Genomic DNA, 15,756 nt, shown 5'->3' on the forward strand with positions numbered 1-15,756 from the left:
TGGTCGGCGTCAGCTCGGGGCCGCGCGCCGGGCAGGGCGCGGGATTCGGGTGATGGGCGGGCGTGCCGCCCCGCCGCCGACCGCCGCCCGGGACACCGCGCCGGCCAGGTCCTCGACCGTCCGGCCGTGCGTCAGCAGCGTCTCGAGCCGCAGATGCACGCCGTGGGACTTCTCGATCCGGGCGACCACCTGTGCGGCGAGCAACGAATGGCCGCCCAGCTCGAAGAAGTCGTCCCGGATCCCGATTTCCGGCTGCCCCAGCACCTCCTGCCAGATCCGCAGCAGGTCCTGCTCGACCGCCGTACGCGGCGGAACGGGCGCCCCGTCGCGCCTCGTCAAGGCGGTGCCCTGGGACAGCAGGGCGGCATGGTCGATCTTGTGGTTCGGCGTCAGCGGGAACTCGCGCCGCACGGCGATGGAGTTGGGGATCATGTAGTCGGGCAGCTCATCGGCCAGGTGACGCCGCAACGCGCCCCCGGTCACCACGGTGTCCTCGGTCACCGGCAGGACGAACGCGAGGATCTGCCCGCCCAGCAGACCGGTCTCCCCGACCACCACCGCCGCCTGGCTCACCTGGGGATGGCGTTCCAGCGCCTGCCTGATCTCGTTGAGTTCGACACGGTGGCCGCGGATCTTGACCTGGCCGTCGGCGCGACCCTGGAAGTCCAGGGCGCCGTCCGGCAGGAATCTGCCCAGGTCTCCCGTGCGGTACATGCGGGAGCCCGGCACGCCGGAGAAGGGGTCCGGCACGAACGCCGCCGCGGTCAGCGCCGGCCGGCCGAGGTAGCCGCGGGCCACTCCCGCGCCGCCGATGCAGATCTCGCCCGTCTCGCCCGGCGGCGTCATCGTGCCCGCCGGGTCGTCCACGACGTACAGCGACACGCCCGCGAACGGCGCTCCGATCGGCACCGAGGCGAGCTCACCGAGGTCCGGGGTGACCTCGAACAGGGAGGCGGCGACCGTGGCCTCGGTCGGGCCGTAGCCGTTGACGAAGCGGTGGCGGGCCGCGAACGAGGCCGCGAGCTTGGGCGGGCACGCCTCTCCTCCCGAGGCCACGGCCGCCAGGTCGGGGAACACCTGGTCGGCCAGGGTCGCGAGCACCGAGGGCGGCAGCGCCACCGTGTGGATGCGGTCGGCCCGCAGTCGGTGGGCCAGCCGGTCGGGCGACGCGACCTCCTCCTTGGCGGCGACGACGAGCGTGCCGCCGTTCGTGAGGGTGGCCAGGGTGTCGAGGACGGAGATGTCGAAGCTGAACGACACGCACTGCAGGGTGCGCCGCCCCGGACCGACCTCCAGCGCGGGTGCCAGCCCCGACAGCATGTTGGCGAGGGAGGCGTGGGTGATCTGGACGCCTTTGGGGCGGCCGGTGGAGCCGGAGGTGTAGATGACGTAGGCGAGGTTCTGCGGGTGTGGGCCGGGTCCGGGGTCGGGGTCGGGGTGGTGTGCGTCGGGGGGCAGCACCGGCACGTTGCAGGTGCGGGAGAGTTCTTCGCTGAGCGGGCCGGTGCCGATGAGGATGGCGGCGTTGGAGTCGGTGAGCATGTACTGCAGGCGTGCGGGTGGGTATTCGGGGTCGAGGGGGACGTAGGCGCCGCCGGCTTTGAGGACGGCGATGAGGGCGGTGATCCAGTCGGTGGAGCGGGGTAGGCAGATGCCCACGCGTACGTCCGGGCCCACGCCGTGTGCGCGTAGTGCGGCGGCCAGGCGGTTTGCCTGTGCGTCGACGTCGGCGTAGGTCCGGGACCGTTCGTGGGACGTGACCGCGACGGCGTCCGGCCGCTCGCGCGCCCACCGCGCGAACACCTCGTGTGCCAGCGGGCCCGAACCGCTTCCCATCGGCTTTCCTCTCACGACCTGTGACCCGTCCGCGAGGGCCCGGGGCTCGACCGCGGCGGCCCTCACCGGGACGCCGCTTGCTCCGCCATCCGGAGGCGCAGACTGAGCGGACGCATGTCGGTCCAGACCTCCTCGATGTGCGCCAGGCACTCCTCGCGGGTGCCGGTGGTGCCCTCGTCGCGCCAGCCGGGGGCGTTCTCGCGGCCGGCCGGCCAGATCGAGTACTGCTCCTCGTGGTTGAGCACGACCTTGTAGGGGCGGCTCTCCTGCTCGTCGCTCATCTCTCCTCCGTCGGTGGTGCCCGCTGCGGGACCCGGCGCCGGCGCACGGCGGGGTCGTCCGGGCCCATTCGACCGTGGCGACGACACATCGGGCGGCCTGCTCGGGGAGGTACTAGAACAACACCTGGAAGATGCGGCGGCCCGGCGGCGGGATCACCCGCCGGCTGCCGACCTCGTCGTGATCGGAGCCGGCCGCCCGGGCGGTCGGCGTCGGTACGGGCTCAGGCCGCGTAGCCGGGGTCGGCGACGGTCTCGGCGATGCGGGTGAGCCAGTGCAGGTCGTTGGCCCGGGATTCGCCACTGGCCCCGGAGCCGAGGATGCCGTGCAGGAATGCGTCGACGTCGTCGAGGTGTCGTTCGCTGCGGTAGTAGCTCCGCAGGGTGTGGTCCGGCTCCACCGGTCCGTAGCCTCGACGGAAGAGTGCGGCGCGGTGTGCGTCGATCGGGTGGTCGCCGAAGTCCCGGCTGTGGGCGAACATGATGTCCCGCTCGCGGGGCGCGAGGATCGGCGCATCCCAGTCCACGACGTGCAGGGGGCCGTCGCCGTCAGCGATCAGGTTGCCGGGGTGGATGTCGGCGTGGCAGATGACGTGTGGAGCGTGCGTCACGCGGGAGGCGAGGTCGTCGACCGTCTCCGACAACCGGTGCAGCGCGGCACCGTACCGGTCCCAGAAGACGCCGAGGACGTCGCTCGCCGCAGCCTGCGCGCCGAGGGCCCGCAGGCGCTCGCCCGCGTTCGATGAGCAGCAGCCGGTATTTTCCGAACCCGCGACCGGCTTCGCCGTCCGGCAGGCGGATCGGCGCTACGACCTGCCGGACACCGTGGGCGCGCAGAAAGCCGGGCACCAGCACGGCCGCCGGGGTGAACTCGCCTCGGCGCAGTTTCAGGAAGTGGCGTCTGCCGTCGGACGTGTCCACCCGGTACGCCCACGCGTGCCCGTCGAGCCCGACCGGCATGAACACCAGGTCGGCGACGTCCAGGGCCCAGGCGGCGGCCACCTCGGCCGCCAGCAACCGCTCGTCGACGTCAGGCCTGTCGATCACGTACGCAGCGTCGCAGCCGGCGGTCCGACCGGCAAGGCGGATACCCGCTTTCCGGACCGGCGGAAAAAGGTGAGCCGGCGCCCGGAAGGATGCACCTTTCCGGGCGCCGGCTCCAATCGGTGCGTGCGTCAGGAGATCTGGTCGCGGGCGGGGTAACCGAGAACCTCCACGAGGTCACCTGTAGCCGCCGTGAAGGCCTCGTAGATCTCGTCGTCGAAGTGATTACGCCAATCGCCGGCCTTGCCCTTGCGGTAGTGGGAGATCTCCCCGGGGCTCTCGCGGTCCTTCCGCATCTTCGAGAAGCTGTAGCGGTCGAGCAGGGCCTCCAGCTCCGCCGGCGGCAGGGCGATCCCGCAGTGCCGCATGAGCTGGTCGACTTCCTCCATCTGCCGTTCGCCGGTCAGGTCCTCGTATCGGAACAGGCGGAAGGTCTCGGAAGGTGGAGCGACTGCCCACGACCGGAGCTGCTTGAAGGTGTACCGCTGGGAGAGGCGATTGATGACGTGCAGCAGCCCCTCCTTCATCCCCGTTTCCTGCAGGACTCGTCTCGCCTGGGGGATGTCACCCATCGGTGCGTGCGAGTTTCGCAGGGAGAAGTAACTCGAAATGACGATGTCGCGCGGGTCGCGAATCACGAAGAATGCGCGGTAGGTGCCTGGCTTGGAGATCTGCTCAAAGCGCGGGTAGGAATGGAAGAGAGCCAATGCCGCGCGGCCCGGCGGGACGACGGGCAGGGAGCGCCGCTTGTAGAAGCGCGGGTCGAAGGGCAGCAGCCCGGAATGGCGATAGACGACTGGATCGCTGAACAGCGCCTTGATCCACTGGCTGCCGGTCTTGTGCACCGTGCAGTGGTAGATGTTGTCGTACTCGCACCGGGCGGCGACGGGAACGGTGAGCCGTACTTTGGCGTTGCGCGCTTCGAGCTGCGCACGCCTCGCCACGATACGCACGGAATTAGGCGTGTGGTGCTTGGTGAAATTAATGGTGCGATTAATCATTCTCAGACCTAACCCGTGCCTGCGGAGCGAAAAGGCCCCGGTTCTTGTTCCCGCAGTACGTATCGGTGAAAGCTATCACGCTCCGCCTTCTCCGTCCCGTCCGCCAGCATGCCGCTAGGAATATCTCCGACGGTCCTATTGCTGTCAATCCCCTACGGTGAGCAACCGGTCGGTCTCCTACCGCAGTGCCGGGGCGGCCGGTCTCCAGGGCGCCTGCCGTACGGGCATGTCGGCCAGCCAGACGTCGGCCAGGTCGCTGAGGGGGATGTCGAGGGCCTGGCTGAGGCACACCACGGTGCCGAACGCCGGCGCGGGAAGGCGGCCCGCCTCGATCTTGCGCAGCGTCTCGGGGGAGATGCCGGCCGCCAGGGCCACCTCGACGAGGCTGCGACCCGCCCGCGCGGTCCGTAGGGCGGTGCCGAGGCGCTGGCCTGCGGCGATCTGTTCGGCGGTGAGTGGTTGGCGAACCATGTCGGCAGGATATCCCTCCGGAGCGTCCCCGGCCCTGCGGGTGGTATAAAAATACCGCACACCGAGAGGGAGGCTGTTGTGATCGAGCTCAAGTCCGCCGAGGAGATCGGCCGCATGGCGGTCAGCGGCCAGTTCGTCGGCGAGCTGCTCGCCGAGCTGGGCGCTGCCGCCGCGGTCGGCGTCAACCTGATGGACCTTGAACACCATGCCCGCCGCCGGATCGACGAACGCGGCGCCGAGTCCTGCTACTGGGACTACGCACCGTCGTTCGGCCGCGGCCCGTTCCGCAACGTGCTGTGCCTGTCGGTCAACGACGCGGTGCTGCACGGCCTGCCGCACGACTACGTCCTGCGGGACGGGGATCTGCTGAGCATCGACATGGCGGCCGGTATCGACGGGTGGGTGGCCGACTCCGCGCTGTCCGTCATCGTCGGCACCCCCGACCCGGCCGACCTGAAACTGATCGAGGCCACCGAGGTCGCACTGGAGGCCGGCATCGCCGCGGCCCAGCCCGGCGGGCGCCTCGGCGACATCTCCGCCGCGATCGGCGAGGTCGCCCGCTCGTACGGCTACGGCGTCAACGCCGAGTTCGGCGGCCACGGCATCGGTCGCACCATGCACGAGGGCCCGCACGTTGCCAACAGTGGCCGCCCCGGTCGCGGCCTGAAGCTCGCCCCCGGCCTCACCATCGCCATCGAGCCCTGGTTCTGCCGCTCCACCGACAAGATCAGGTACGACAGGGACGGCTGGACGATCCGCTCCGCCGACGGCTCCCGCACCGCCCACTCCGAACACACGGTCGCCGTCACGGCTTCCGGCCCCCGGGTCCTGACCCGGCGCCCCACCGACGGCGCCACCTCGGCCGACCCTGCCACGAAGTCCGCCACGGCCCCCTGACCCGCTGAGCGCTGAGCCCCGCGGCGGGGGACCTGCTCGCGGGCTGTGGCAGGGCCTGTCCCCGGAACGCCCTACCCGCCGCCGGCCCGGCGCACCACCCGCCGCCGGGCCCGGCGTACCGCCCGGCCGCCGGCCCGGCGTCGGGACAGGTCGGGTCTTCGGGCGTAGCCGCGTCAGCGGGGGGACTGCTCCGACCGGCCGAGGACGCTGGTCACCGCGGCGCACGGGTCCGTGCCCGGTGCGGCGGCGTGGATCGCCTCGGCGGCGCGCCCGGCGAAGTCACGAAAGGCGCTCCGCTGCCCCTCGGGCAGCCCGCCCAGCACGCGGTCCTCGACGTGGGCGACCCGGCGCTCGGCCTCGGCGAGCGCCTGCCGCCCACGCTCGGTGGCCACGATCCGGCGGGCGCGCCGGTCGCGGGGATCCAACTGCCGTTCGATGAGGCCCGCGGCCTCCAGGTCGTCGATCACGTACGTCAGGACGCTGCGGTCGATCACCAGGCGAGTCGCCAACGCCCCCTGTGTGGGCACCTCCTCGTGGACGACCACGGCGAGGATGTGGTAGCCGCGGCTGCCGTGCGGCAGGTCCTTCAGCGCCTCTTCGACGTACTCGTGCCAGCGGCGCAGCACCATTCCCAGTGCCCAGCCGAAGCTCGAGCCGTGCCGGCGGTCGGCCGGTAGCTCGCAGGGGTCCGTGGTGGACATGGCACCGATGGTAACAGTCGGTGTGTTGATCGACTCATGGTTTGTCCACCAACACATTCCGCGATCAGGGGCGGCGCGAGCCGTCCGGGAATGATTGAGCCGTACAATGAGTTGTGGATCAAACGAGTTGCCTGGACAACGAGTTGATGATCACGGGGGGTGGCACGATGACGGATTATGGTCACGAACTCCTGTTCGGGACGTTCCTGACGCCCAGCGCAGAGGACCCGGACCGGGTGATGGCGTTGGCCGAGCTGACCGAGGCGGCGGGGCTTGATCTCGCCACCTTCCAGGACCATCCGTACAACGCCGGGCTCCTCGACACGTGGACCCTGCTGAGCTGGGTTGCGGCCCGTACGGAACGGCTGCGCGTCTCGGCGAACGTGCTGAACCTGCCGCTGCGCCCGCCGGCCGTGCTGGCCCGGGCCGCGGCGAGCCTCGACCGGCTGTCCCACGGCCGGTTCGAACTCGGCCTCGGTGCCGGCGCGTTCTGGGACGCCATCGAGGGCATGGGCGGGCGCCGGCTGACCGCCGGGCAGGGCGTCGCGGCGCTGCGGGAAGCGATCGACGTCCTGCGCGGGGTCTGGGACGACACCGCGTCCGGGCCGCTGCGGCGGGACGGGAAGTACTACCCGATCCCCGGTATGCGACGGGGCCCGGCACCGGCGCACGACATCGGCATCTGGCTCGGCGCCTACCAGCCGAAGATGCTGGCGCTGACCGGCCAGAAGGCCGACGGCTGGCTGCCGACGCTGGAGTACCTGCGGACGCCGGACCGGGTGACCGCCAACCGGCTCATCGACGAGGCGGCGGTGGAGGCGGGCCGTGACCCGCGCCAGGTCCGGCGGCTGCTCAACCTGTTCACGGTCGACGTGGCACCGCGGAGCCGCGGCTTCCTCCAGGGACCTCCCGAGCAGTGGGTCGACCAGCTCCTCCCGCTGGTCCTCGACGAGGGGTTCACCGCCTTCCTGATCGGCCGCGACGACCCGCGACTCATCGAGGCGTTCGGGCAGGAGATCGCCCCCGCGCTGCGGGAGGCCGTAGCCAAGGAGCGTGCGGGCGACGGAACCGGCACCGGACCGGTCCGCACGGCCGCCGCCCCGGCCGGGCGTGAGTCGGGTGTGGACCACGCGGCACTGCCCGCGACGCTGGCGGCCCGGTCCGTCCGGCCCGGCGACCCGGAGTACGACCGCGTGCGCCACACCTACAGCTGGCAGGGGTCGCCGGCCCTGGTGATCCGTCCGCACGACGCCGCCGAGGTCGTCAACGCCGTGTCGTACGCCCGGACGCAGGACGTCCCGCTGTCCGTGCGCAGCGGCGGGCACGGTATCAGCGGCCGGTCGACGAACGACGGCGGAATCGTCATCGACATGTCGAGGATGGACAAGGTCGAGGTGCTCGACCGGGTCACCCGTCGGATCCGGCTGGAGCCGGGCGCCCGCTGGGGGAACGTCGCCCAGGCACTCGCTCCGTACGGCCTGGCGATGAGTTCGGGCGACTACGGTGACGTGGGCGTCGGCGGCCTCGCCACCACCGGCGGCATCGGCTACCTGGTGCGCAAGTACGGCCTGACCATCGACCACGTCGTCGCCGCCGAGATCGTCACCGCGGACGGCCGCCTGCTCCGCGCCGACGACGCGCACCACTCCGACCTGTTCTGGGCCGTCCGTGGCGCCGGTGGCAACGTCGGCGTCGTCACCGCCCTGGAGCTGGAGGCGTACGAGGTCGACAAGGTCGTCCACGCCCAGCTCGTCGTGGACGCGACCGACACCGCCCACCTGCTCCGCCGGTGGGGCCGGCTCGTCGAGGACGCACCGCGGGACCTGACCAGCTTCCTCGCGCTCTTCCCCGGCCGGCGCGGCAGTCCGCCCATGGCCCAGGTCACCCTCGTCCACGACGGAGCGGACATCGAGGCGGCGCAGGCCGCCCTGAGCCCGTTCCTGGAGATCGGGCCGATCCTCGACCAGCAGGCGCAGCTCGTGCCGTACCCGGCGCTCGTCGCGCCGCCCGGCAACCGGCACCGGGGCCAGGGACTGAACGACAGTCACAGCGGCCTGTTGCACCACGTCACCCCGCAGGCGGCGGACCTCGTGGCAGCCATGATCCGCTCCGGCGACGTGATGATCATGCAGCTCCGCTCCGTCGGCGCAGCGGTCAACGACGTCGCCCGGGACGCCACCGCCTACCCGCACCGGGAGCAGAACTTCTCGGTACTCGCCGCGACGGTCCCGGACCGCCGGGCCCGACTCGACAAGCTGTGGGCCGAGCTGTACGCCCATCTCGACGGCATGTATCTCAGTTTCGAGTCGGACACCGACCCGAAGCGACTGCTGGACGCCTGGCCCGAGCCCACCCTCAGCCGGCTGCGCGCCGTCAAGGCCACCTACGACCCGGACAACGTCTTCAACCGCAACTTCCCGGTCCCACCGGCGGAGCCCGGCGAGCCCGGACGTCGGTGATCGTGGCCATGACCGTGCGGCCTACCGGCGCCGTGGTGTGATCAGTCCCGACTCGTACGCCCACACGACCAGCTGGGCACGGTCACGGCAGTGCAGCTTCGTCATCGCCCGGTTGACGTGTGTCTTGGCGGTGAGCGGACTGATCACCATGCGCTCGGCGATCTCGTCGTTGCTCAGCCCCCGGGCGACCAGCTCGACGACCTCCTGTTCGCGGGCGGTCAGCACGTCGCGTCCGGCCGTCGGGTCGGCCGGGGGACCGGCGACGAACTCACTGATGAGCGCCCGCGTGACCGCCGGGGCGAGCAGCGCGTCGCCGCGCGCCACGACGGCGACGGCCTGCAGCAGGTCGGCGGGGTCGGCGTCCTTGAGGAGGAACCCGCTCGCGCCCGCGCGCAGCGCGGCGAAGACGTAGGAGTCCAGCCCGTAGTTGGTGAGCATGAGGACGTGGACCGCGCCGAGGTCGGGATCGGCGGCGATGCGCCGGGTTGCTCCGATGCCGTCGAGGCCGGGCATCTGCACGTCCATCAGCACGACGTCCGGCCGCAGGCGTCGGGACAGGTGGACGGCCGAGGCGCCGTCGACGGCTTCGCCGACGACCTCCAGGTCGTCCTCGGCGTCGAGCAGTGCCCGGAAGCCGGCCCGCATCAGGGCCTGGTCGTCGGCGAGCAGGACCCGGATCATGCCGGCTCCTCGGCGGGTCGGACCTCGCGCGGGCGCTCGCTCGTGCCGGGATCGCCCAACGGGAACGTGGCCCGTACCGCGAAACCGCCGCCGTCGCGAGCGGCGGCCTGGAGCGTGCCGCCCAGTCCGGTCACCCGTTCCCGCATGCCACGCAGGCCCACACCCGGTGTCACCGGCCGAACCGCTGACGCCTGGCCGTCGTCGGTCACCGAGACGGTCAGCTGTGCCGGGGCGTACCCGACGTGGACCCGGGCGGTGGCGGAGCCGGCGTGACGGGCCACGTTGGTCAGGGCCTCCTGGACGACGCGGTACCCGGCCTGGTCGACCTCGGCGGGCAGGTCGTGGGGCTGGCCGGTGACGGCCACCTGCACCGGTACGCCGGCCGCCCGGGTCCGCTCGGCGAGCTCGTCCACCTTGGCCAGCCCGACGCGGTCCTGCTCCGAGGGTGCGCGCAGGACGTCCAGCGTCGCCCGCAGTTCCCGCATCGCGGCGCTGCTGGCCTCCTGGATCGCCAGCAGCACGGCCGACGGCTCCTCGCCGTGCTTGCGGGCCAGGTGCACGGCGATGCCGGCCTGCACCTTGATGACGGAGATGGTGTGGGTCAGTGTGTCGTGCAGGTCCCGGGCGATGCGCAGGCGCTCCTCCCCGGCGCGGCGCAACGCCATCTCCTCGCGGGTGCGTTCGGCCTCGATCGCCCGCTGTTCGACCTGTTCCAGGTACGCCCGGCGCTGCCGCGCGACGAGTCCGGCGACGTTGGCCGCCACGAACCAGCCCAGCAGCAGGGCGGTCCGCTCGGTGACCTGCTGGGCGGGCCGGTCGGCGGGTGCCACCGAGATGTCGCGGGCCAGGAAGCCGCCGAGGAAGACGAGACTGGCCAGGGCGGTGACCGATCGGTGCCCCCGCCAGGCGGCGTGGTAGACGGCGCCGAGCACGGGGAACGCGGCGGACACCCCGGGGTGTACCCGGATGTGCAGGGCCAGCATGGCGGCGGTCACCGCGATCAGGGCCGCCACCGGGTAGCGCCGGCACAGCGCCAGGGCCGTCGCCATGACCAGGACCAGGGCGACGTCGACGGCCCGCACCGGGGCGGCGTCCGGCGCGAGCGCGGCGTTGCCGAGCAGGAAGACGCCGAGGGTGAGGCCGCTGAGGGCGTACGGCAGGTCACGGCGCATGACCGCACTGTAGAACGGTCGGCCGTCCGGGGGCGTCCCTCGTCCGCGGTAAGGAGGCGTACCGCGGACGCGGTACCGCGGGCCGGGCAAGTGCCTGCGGCGGCACGACGTTTTCGCGGGCCGCCGAGGCAAGCATCGTGCCCATGACATACCGCTTCTTCACTCCCGCTCCGGCCAGGGCCGCGACCGGTCTCACCGCGGCGGTCTACCGGCAGTTGCGCGACGAGTTCCTCGGGCCGGTGCCCACCTTCCAGGCGCTCTCGGTCGTGCCGGAGGTGCAGGCCGCGACGTGGGCGCTGATGCGCGAGGCACTGCTCGCCGGGAACGCGTCCCGGGTCGAGCGTGAGCTCGTCGCGTCGGCGGTGTCCCGGGCCAACCGTTGCCGGTTCTGCGTCGACGCCCACGTGATGCTGCTGCACGCCCTGGGGGAGCACGAACTGGCCGAGGTCGTCGCCCGGGGCGGCACGCCACCGGGGCCACGGCATGCCGAGCTCGTCGGCTGGGCCGAGGCCAGCCGGAGCCCCCGGGCCGCCGCCTGGACCAGCCCGTACCGCCGCGAGGTCACCGGCACCCTGCTCGCCTTCCACTTCATCAACCGGGTCGTCTCGGCGCTGCTCGACCCGGATCTGCTGCCCGGCGGCCTGCAACGCTCCCCGCTGGTGCGGTCCGTCGGGGGCCGGCTGTACGCCCGCAGCGCCCGGGCACCGCTGGAGCCGGGCGGCAGCCTCCCGCTCCTCGACGCCGGCACGACGCCGCCGGCCTGGGCGGGGGACAGCCCGGTCGGCGTCGCGTACGCGTCGTTGAAGGACGCCGCCACGCGCGGCGGAGACCTCCTGGGCGACGTGGCGCGCCAGACCGTCACGGCGACCGTGCGGTGGGAGGACGGACGGGAACCGGCCCGGCCCACGGACTGGGCCGTCGACCTGGTCCGGGACGTACCCGGCGCGGACCGCGTCGGGACGCGCATCGCGCTGCTGGCGGCGTTCGCACCCAGCGCGATCAGCGCGGGTGACGTCGCCCTGTGGCGGTTCTCCCATCCGGCCGACGCCGACCTCGTGCGGCTGGTCGCCTACGGCGCCATCACGGCCACCGACCACGTCGCCCAGTCGCTGTCACGCGCTCACCACTAGGAGTCCCCATGCGCAAGGCCTTCGTCATCGTGAGCCTTCTGTCGCTCGTCACCTTCGCCCTGCAGTTCGTGTTCGCCGCCGTGGGCGCGTTCACGAAACCCGCGGGCGACGACGCCTTCACGCTGCACAGCTTCACCGGGATGGCGGTCATCCCCGTTCTCACCCTGCTCACCATCCTGTTCGCCGTGCTGGCGAAGGCGCCGGGCCGGCTCGTCGGACTGGCGGTCCTGCCGCTCGGCCTGGTCGTCGTGCAGGTGCTCCTCGCCGGGCTCGCGAACGGGGCCACCGACGCCGCGGGCGCCAGCACGCCGTTCGGCCTGACCATCGCCGGACTGCACGCGCTCAACGGGATCGTCGCGGTGCACGTCGTGGTCGCCGTCCACCAGGCGGCGCGGAAGCTGGCCAACCCGGCGGAGTCGGCGTGACCACCGGTTCGCTGTTGGCGGCCGACCTGGTGATCGCGGTCCTCGCGGTCGCCGGTTGGCTGGGCGGCGGCGCCGCGTCGGTCGTCGGTCGCCGCCCGCTCGCGCGGGGACTGGCCGCCGTCGCGCTGCTCGCCACCCTCGGCCGGGCGATCACCATCGTCGCGCTCGCCCGCGCCGGGTGGTGGTTCGCGGCGGAGAAGGTCCTCGTCGCCGCCCCGCTGTCGCTCGCGGCGGTGGTCGTCGCCGGGCCGCGGCTGCTGCGGACCCCGGGCGACATCCGCTCCGTCGCGGTGCCGCTCCTCTTCGCCGGGTACGCCGTAGGCGGCGGCCTGCTCGTGACGGTCCTGCACGGCTACCCGGCGTCGGCGGGAGTCGGACTGCTGGCGCTCGCCGGGGTTCTCGCGGCGACCATGGTCACCTGGCGTGTCCTCGGCGCACAACCGTCCCGGACGGTGTCCCGGGCGGCCCTCGCGGTGGCGGTCGCGGCGCTGGTGACCGGGACGGGGCTCACCGTTCCCCGTGACGTCGCTCCCGACGTACCGCACGCCCATGGACATCGGGACGGACCGCCCGCCGGCGAACCGACCAAGCGGTTCACCCTGACGGCCGGGACCGCCACGGTGAACGTGGGTGGCCGTGACGAGGCGGTGTGGGCGTTCGACGGGCAGGTTCCCGGGCCGGAGCTGACCGCCACCGTCGGCGACGTCCTGGAGGTCACGTTGCGCAACCGGGACATCGCGCGGGGGGTCACGCTGCACTGGCACGGGTACGACGTGCCGAACGGCCAGGACGGCGTGCCCGGCGTGACCCAGGCGGCGGTGCTGCCCGGAGAGGAGTTCGTCTATCGGTTCCGTGCCGACCAGGCCGGAACCTACTGGTACCACACCCATGCGGTGTCCGACGTCGGTGTGCGGAGGGGGCTCTACGGGGTCCTGGTGGTGCGCCCGGCGCCGGCGACCGGCGTCGACGTCACGGTGCCGGTGCACACCCTCTCCGGCCTCCCGCTGCCCGCACCGAGGGTCGAGCCGGTCGCGGCGGGAGTGCCGGTGCGGCTACGGCTGGTCAACACCGACAGCACGACCCACCGGTACGCGCTGGCCGGGACCCCGTTCCGGGTCGCCGCGATCGACGGATCCGACCTGCGGGGGCCGACGTCGCTCGTGGACACCGCCGTGCTGATCCCGGCCGGGGGACGCTACGACCTGGTGTTCACCGCGCCCGCCACGCCGGTCGCGCTGTTCGTCGACGGACGGGCGGTCTACTCGACCGGGCCGGTGTCGAGGGAGACCGGGGCGTGGCCGGTGCTGGATCCGCTCGCCTACGGCGTCGCTTCTCCGGTGCCGTGGTCCCGGATCGACAGGGAGTTCACCCTCGTGCTCGACCGCGGCCTCGACCTGCGCGGGCTGCTCCCGCGATACGCCCACACCGTCAACGGCGCGGCCGATCCGGACATCCCGCCCCAGGTCGTACGCCTCGGCGACATCGTCGGGTTCACGATCGTGAACCGGTCCCCGGTCGTGCACCCGTGGCATCTCCACGGTCACCACGTCCTGGTGCTGTCCCGTAACGGGAGGGCGGCGACCGGGAGTCCCCTGTGGCTGGACTCCTTCGACGTACGCCCCGGCGAGGTCTGGACGGTGGCGTTCCGGGCCGACAACCCCGGCATGTGGGCCAACCACTGTCACAACCTGGCCCACGCGGACGACGGCATGACACTGCACCTGACGTACTCGTGATCGTCGGTGTCGACCGGTCAGACGGCGATGACCACCTTCGCCCGCGCGTGTTCGCCTTCGAGGTACCGGATGGCGTCCGGCACGTCCTGAAGCGGATAGGTCCGGTCGATGACCGGGGTGAGGCGGCCGGCCTCGGCGTGGGCGCGGAGTGTGTCGAGGTGTCGCCGACCGGGGGCCGCGGTGAGCGTGACGACGCGCTGGCGGACGAAGGGCGCGACCAGCCGCCCGCGCACGATGAGCCGGAGCGGTCCGACGAGACTGCCGCCGCGGTACACGCCGCCCCCGGAGAGCACCAGTGTCCCGGTCGGGGTGAGCGCCCGCCGGAGCGCGGTGAGGGAGCGGTTGCCGACGAGGTCGAACACGACGTCGTGACGGCGGGCGTCACGGGTGAAGTCGTCACGGGTGTAGTCGACGACGTGGTCGGCGCCCAGGGAGCGGACCAGGTCGACGTTGCGCGTGCTGCACACCCCGGTCACGGTCGCGCCGAGCACCTTGGCCAGTTGGACGGCCAGGGTGCCGACGCCACCGGAGGCGCCGTTGACGAGGACACGGTGGCCGGGCTCGACCAGCCCGACGTCGCGCAGGCCCAGGAGCGCGGTGACGCCGGCCAGTGGCAGGGCGGCCGCCTGCTGCGGTGTCAGGTTCGCCGGCTTCGGCGCGACCAGGGTCTCGGGCACGCACACGTACTCGGCGAACGCCCCGTTGGCGTCGCCGAGGTCACCGAAGACGGCGTCGCCGGGGCGCACCTGCCACACCTCGGCACCGACGGCCTCGACCCGGCCGGCGAAGTCGCGGCCACGGATGTGCGCCCGGGGCCGTGATCGGCCCATGGCCAACCGTCCCAGCCAGGGATCGCCGCGCATGACGTGCCAGTCGTACGCGTTGAGCGCCGCGGCCTCGACCCGCACCAGCACCTCGTCGGCGGCGGGTACCGGCGTGTCCACGTCCGCGAGCGTGAGCGTCTCGGGTGGGCCGTACCGGTCCTGGACGATCGCCTTCACCGTTGCCTCCCTGGCGGTGTACGACGTACACCTGGTGCGAGCACGGTAGGTGTACGCCGTACACCTGTCAAGGCGGCTAAGGTTTCAACCGCCGCCGAAGACGAGGACCGAGATGGCTGAGCAGGCCGAGATGCTGCGCCGGACGCCGCTGAGCAGGGACCGGATCCTGCGCGCCGCCGTCGCGCTCGCCGACGAGGCCGGGATCGCCTCTCTCAGCATGCGCAATCTCGCCCAGGATCTGGCCGTGGTGCCGATGGCCCTCTACAAGCACGTCGCCAACAAGGACGAACTGCTCGACGGCATGATCGACGTGGTGGTCGCCGAGATCGATCCGCCGGTGCCCGACACCGACTGGAAGCACGCGGTCCGGGGGCGCATCCTCTCGGCGCGGCAGATGCTACGGCGCCACCCCTGGGCGCCGCTCGCGATCGAGTCGCGGAACACGCCGACGCCGGCCGTCCTGGCCTACCTCGACTCGATGATCGGGACGTTCCGGGCCGGCGGATTCTCCGTCGACCTCACCCACCACGTGATGCACGCGATGGGCAGCCGGGTCCTGGGCTTCAGCCAGGAACTGTTCGACGCCTCCCGGCGCGCCGGCCGGTCCGGCACGGGCGACGCGGATCCGCCGGCGGCCCCGTCACCGGAGGTCGCGGCCCGGTTCCCGCACATCGCGGAGATCGCGGCGGCGGCGTCCCACGACGACGGGTCGGTCGTCGGGCGGGGCTGCGACGACCAGTTCGAGTTCGAGTTCGCGCTGGACCTGCTGCTGGACGGCATCGAACGGCTGCACCGGCAGGGCTGGACGTCACGCCGAGCCCGGTGAGGGGCGGTCAGGCCGGGTGTGACGACGCCTACTCGGACACGTCGATTCGTGGTGCGGCGTGGACATGGGCGCGTTCACCCTGTTTGGCGACGCAGGCC

General features: G+C 72.4%; 15 protein-coding genes. 6 read left to right on the top strand and 9 right to left on the bottom strand.

Translation table 11 applies throughout. From position 1 onward, the window contains the following. Positions 1-9: 9 nt before the first annotated feature. The 5 genes from ACTMSW_RS11700 to ACTMSW_RS11720 form a co-directional block, all read right to left on the bottom strand. On the bottom strand, positions 10-1,836 hold the full coding sequence (locus ACTMSW_RS11700; RefSeq protein WP_441180557.1) for a non-ribosomal peptide synthetase: 1,827 nt from the start codon (positions 1,834-1,836) through the stop codon (positions 10-12). A 62-nt stretch (positions 1,837-1,898) separates the two neighbouring features. Beyond that, positions 1,899-2,117 carry an MbtH family protein gene (locus ACTMSW_RS11705; RefSeq protein WP_441180558.1) on the bottom strand — a complete coding sequence of 73 codons (219 nt, stop codon included), beginning with the start codon at positions 2,115-2,117 and terminating at the stop codon, positions 1,899-1,901. A 221-nt stretch (positions 2,118-2,338) separates the two neighbouring features. Continuing rightward, a complete protein-coding gene (locus ACTMSW_RS11710; RefSeq protein WP_441180559.1) occupies positions 2,339-2,758 on the bottom strand; it encodes a phosphotransferase family protein in 420 nt (139 codons plus the stop codon). 531 nt (positions 2,759-3,289) lie between these two features. Further along, a complete protein-coding gene (locus ACTMSW_RS11715) occupies positions 3,290-4,159 on the bottom strand; it encodes a sulfotransferase domain-containing protein (RefSeq protein WP_441180560.1) in 870 nt (289 codons plus the stop codon). Positions 4,160-4,336: 177 nt separating this feature from the next. After that, positions 4,337-4,630, bottom strand: coding sequence for a helix-turn-helix domain-containing protein (locus tag ACTMSW_RS11720; RefSeq protein WP_441180561.1), 294 nt, complete (start codon positions 4,628-4,630; stop codon positions 4,337-4,339). A 78-nt stretch (positions 4,631-4,708) separates the two neighbouring features. Here ACTMSW_RS11720 and map point away from each other — a divergent pair, with 78 nt between their 5' ends. Then, complete coding sequence (gene map / locus ACTMSW_RS11725) at positions 4,709-5,527, top strand: type I methionyl aminopeptidase (RefSeq protein ID WP_441180562.1); 819 nt, start codon at positions 4,709-4,711, stop codon at positions 5,525-5,527. A 173-nt stretch (positions 5,528-5,700) separates the two neighbouring features. Here map and ACTMSW_RS11730 read toward each other — a convergent pair whose 3' ends face one another. After that, complete coding sequence (locus tag ACTMSW_RS11730) at positions 5,701-6,228, bottom strand: MarR family winged helix-turn-helix transcriptional regulator (RefSeq protein WP_441180563.1); 528 nt, start codon at positions 6,226-6,228, stop codon at positions 5,701-5,703. Between the two features lie 167 nt (positions 6,229-6,395). On the opposite strand from ACTMSW_RS11730, the gene ACTMSW_RS11735 reads away from it, so the two are divergent. Further along, complete coding sequence (locus tag ACTMSW_RS11735) at positions 6,396-8,687, top strand: LLM class flavin-dependent oxidoreductase (protein ID WP_441180564.1); 2,292 nt, start codon at positions 6,396-6,398, stop codon at positions 8,685-8,687. 21 nt (positions 8,688-8,708) lie between these two features. Here the strand turns inward: ACTMSW_RS11735 and ACTMSW_RS11740 are convergent, their stop codons facing one another. Together ACTMSW_RS11740 and ACTMSW_RS11745 are read right to left on the bottom strand one after the other, a co-directional pair. Further along, a complete protein-coding gene (locus ACTMSW_RS11740) occupies positions 8,709-9,368 on the bottom strand; it encodes a response regulator (RefSeq protein ID WP_441180565.1) in 660 nt (219 codons plus the stop codon). Beyond that, entirely contained in the window at positions 9,365-10,540 is a 1,176-nt protein-coding gene (locus tag ACTMSW_RS11745) for a sensor histidine kinase (protein WP_441180566.1), read from the bottom strand. Before ACTMSW_RS11745 ends, ACTMSW_RS11740 begins: the two co-directional genes overlap by 4 nt. A 143-nt stretch (positions 10,541-10,683) precedes the next feature. Between ACTMSW_RS11745 and ACTMSW_RS11750 the strand changes: the two genes are divergently transcribed. The 3 genes from ACTMSW_RS11750 to ACTMSW_RS11760 are packed head-to-tail and all read left to right on the top strand — an operon-like array spanning position 10,684 to position 13,831. Further along, complete coding sequence (locus tag ACTMSW_RS11750) at positions 10,684-11,670, top strand: carboxymuconolactone decarboxylase family protein (RefSeq protein WP_441180567.1); 987 nt, start codon at positions 10,684-10,686, stop codon at positions 11,668-11,670. 8 nt (positions 11,671-11,678) lie between these two features. Continuing rightward, a complete protein-coding gene (locus ACTMSW_RS11755; protein WP_441180568.1) occupies positions 11,679-12,095 on the top strand; it encodes a DUF6220 domain-containing protein in 417 nt (138 codons plus the stop codon). After that, complete coding sequence (locus ACTMSW_RS11760; protein WP_441180569.1) at positions 12,092-13,831, top strand: multicopper oxidase family protein; 1,740 nt, start codon at positions 12,092-12,094, stop codon at positions 13,829-13,831. Before ACTMSW_RS11755 ends, ACTMSW_RS11760 begins: the two co-directional genes overlap by 4 nt. A 17-nt stretch (positions 13,832-13,848) precedes the next feature. Here the strand turns inward: ACTMSW_RS11760 and ACTMSW_RS11765 are convergent, their stop codons facing one another. Further along, entirely contained in the window at positions 13,849-14,832 is a 984-nt protein-coding gene (locus ACTMSW_RS11765) for an NAD(P)-dependent alcohol dehydrogenase (protein ID WP_441180570.1), read from the bottom strand. Between the two features lie 112 nt (positions 14,833-14,944). On the opposite strand from ACTMSW_RS11765, the gene ACTMSW_RS11770 reads away from it, so the two are divergent. Then, positions 14,945-15,658, top strand: a complete 714-nt coding sequence (locus ACTMSW_RS11770; protein WP_441180571.1) for a TetR/AcrR family transcriptional regulator — start codon at positions 14,945-14,947, stop codon at positions 15,656-15,658. Positions 15,659-15,756 lie beyond the last annotated feature (98 nt).

Source organism: Micromonospora sp. BQ11 (assembly GCF_052068135.1).
Lineage (GTDB): Bacteria > Actinomycetota > Actinomycetes > Mycobacteriales > Micromonosporaceae > Micromonospora.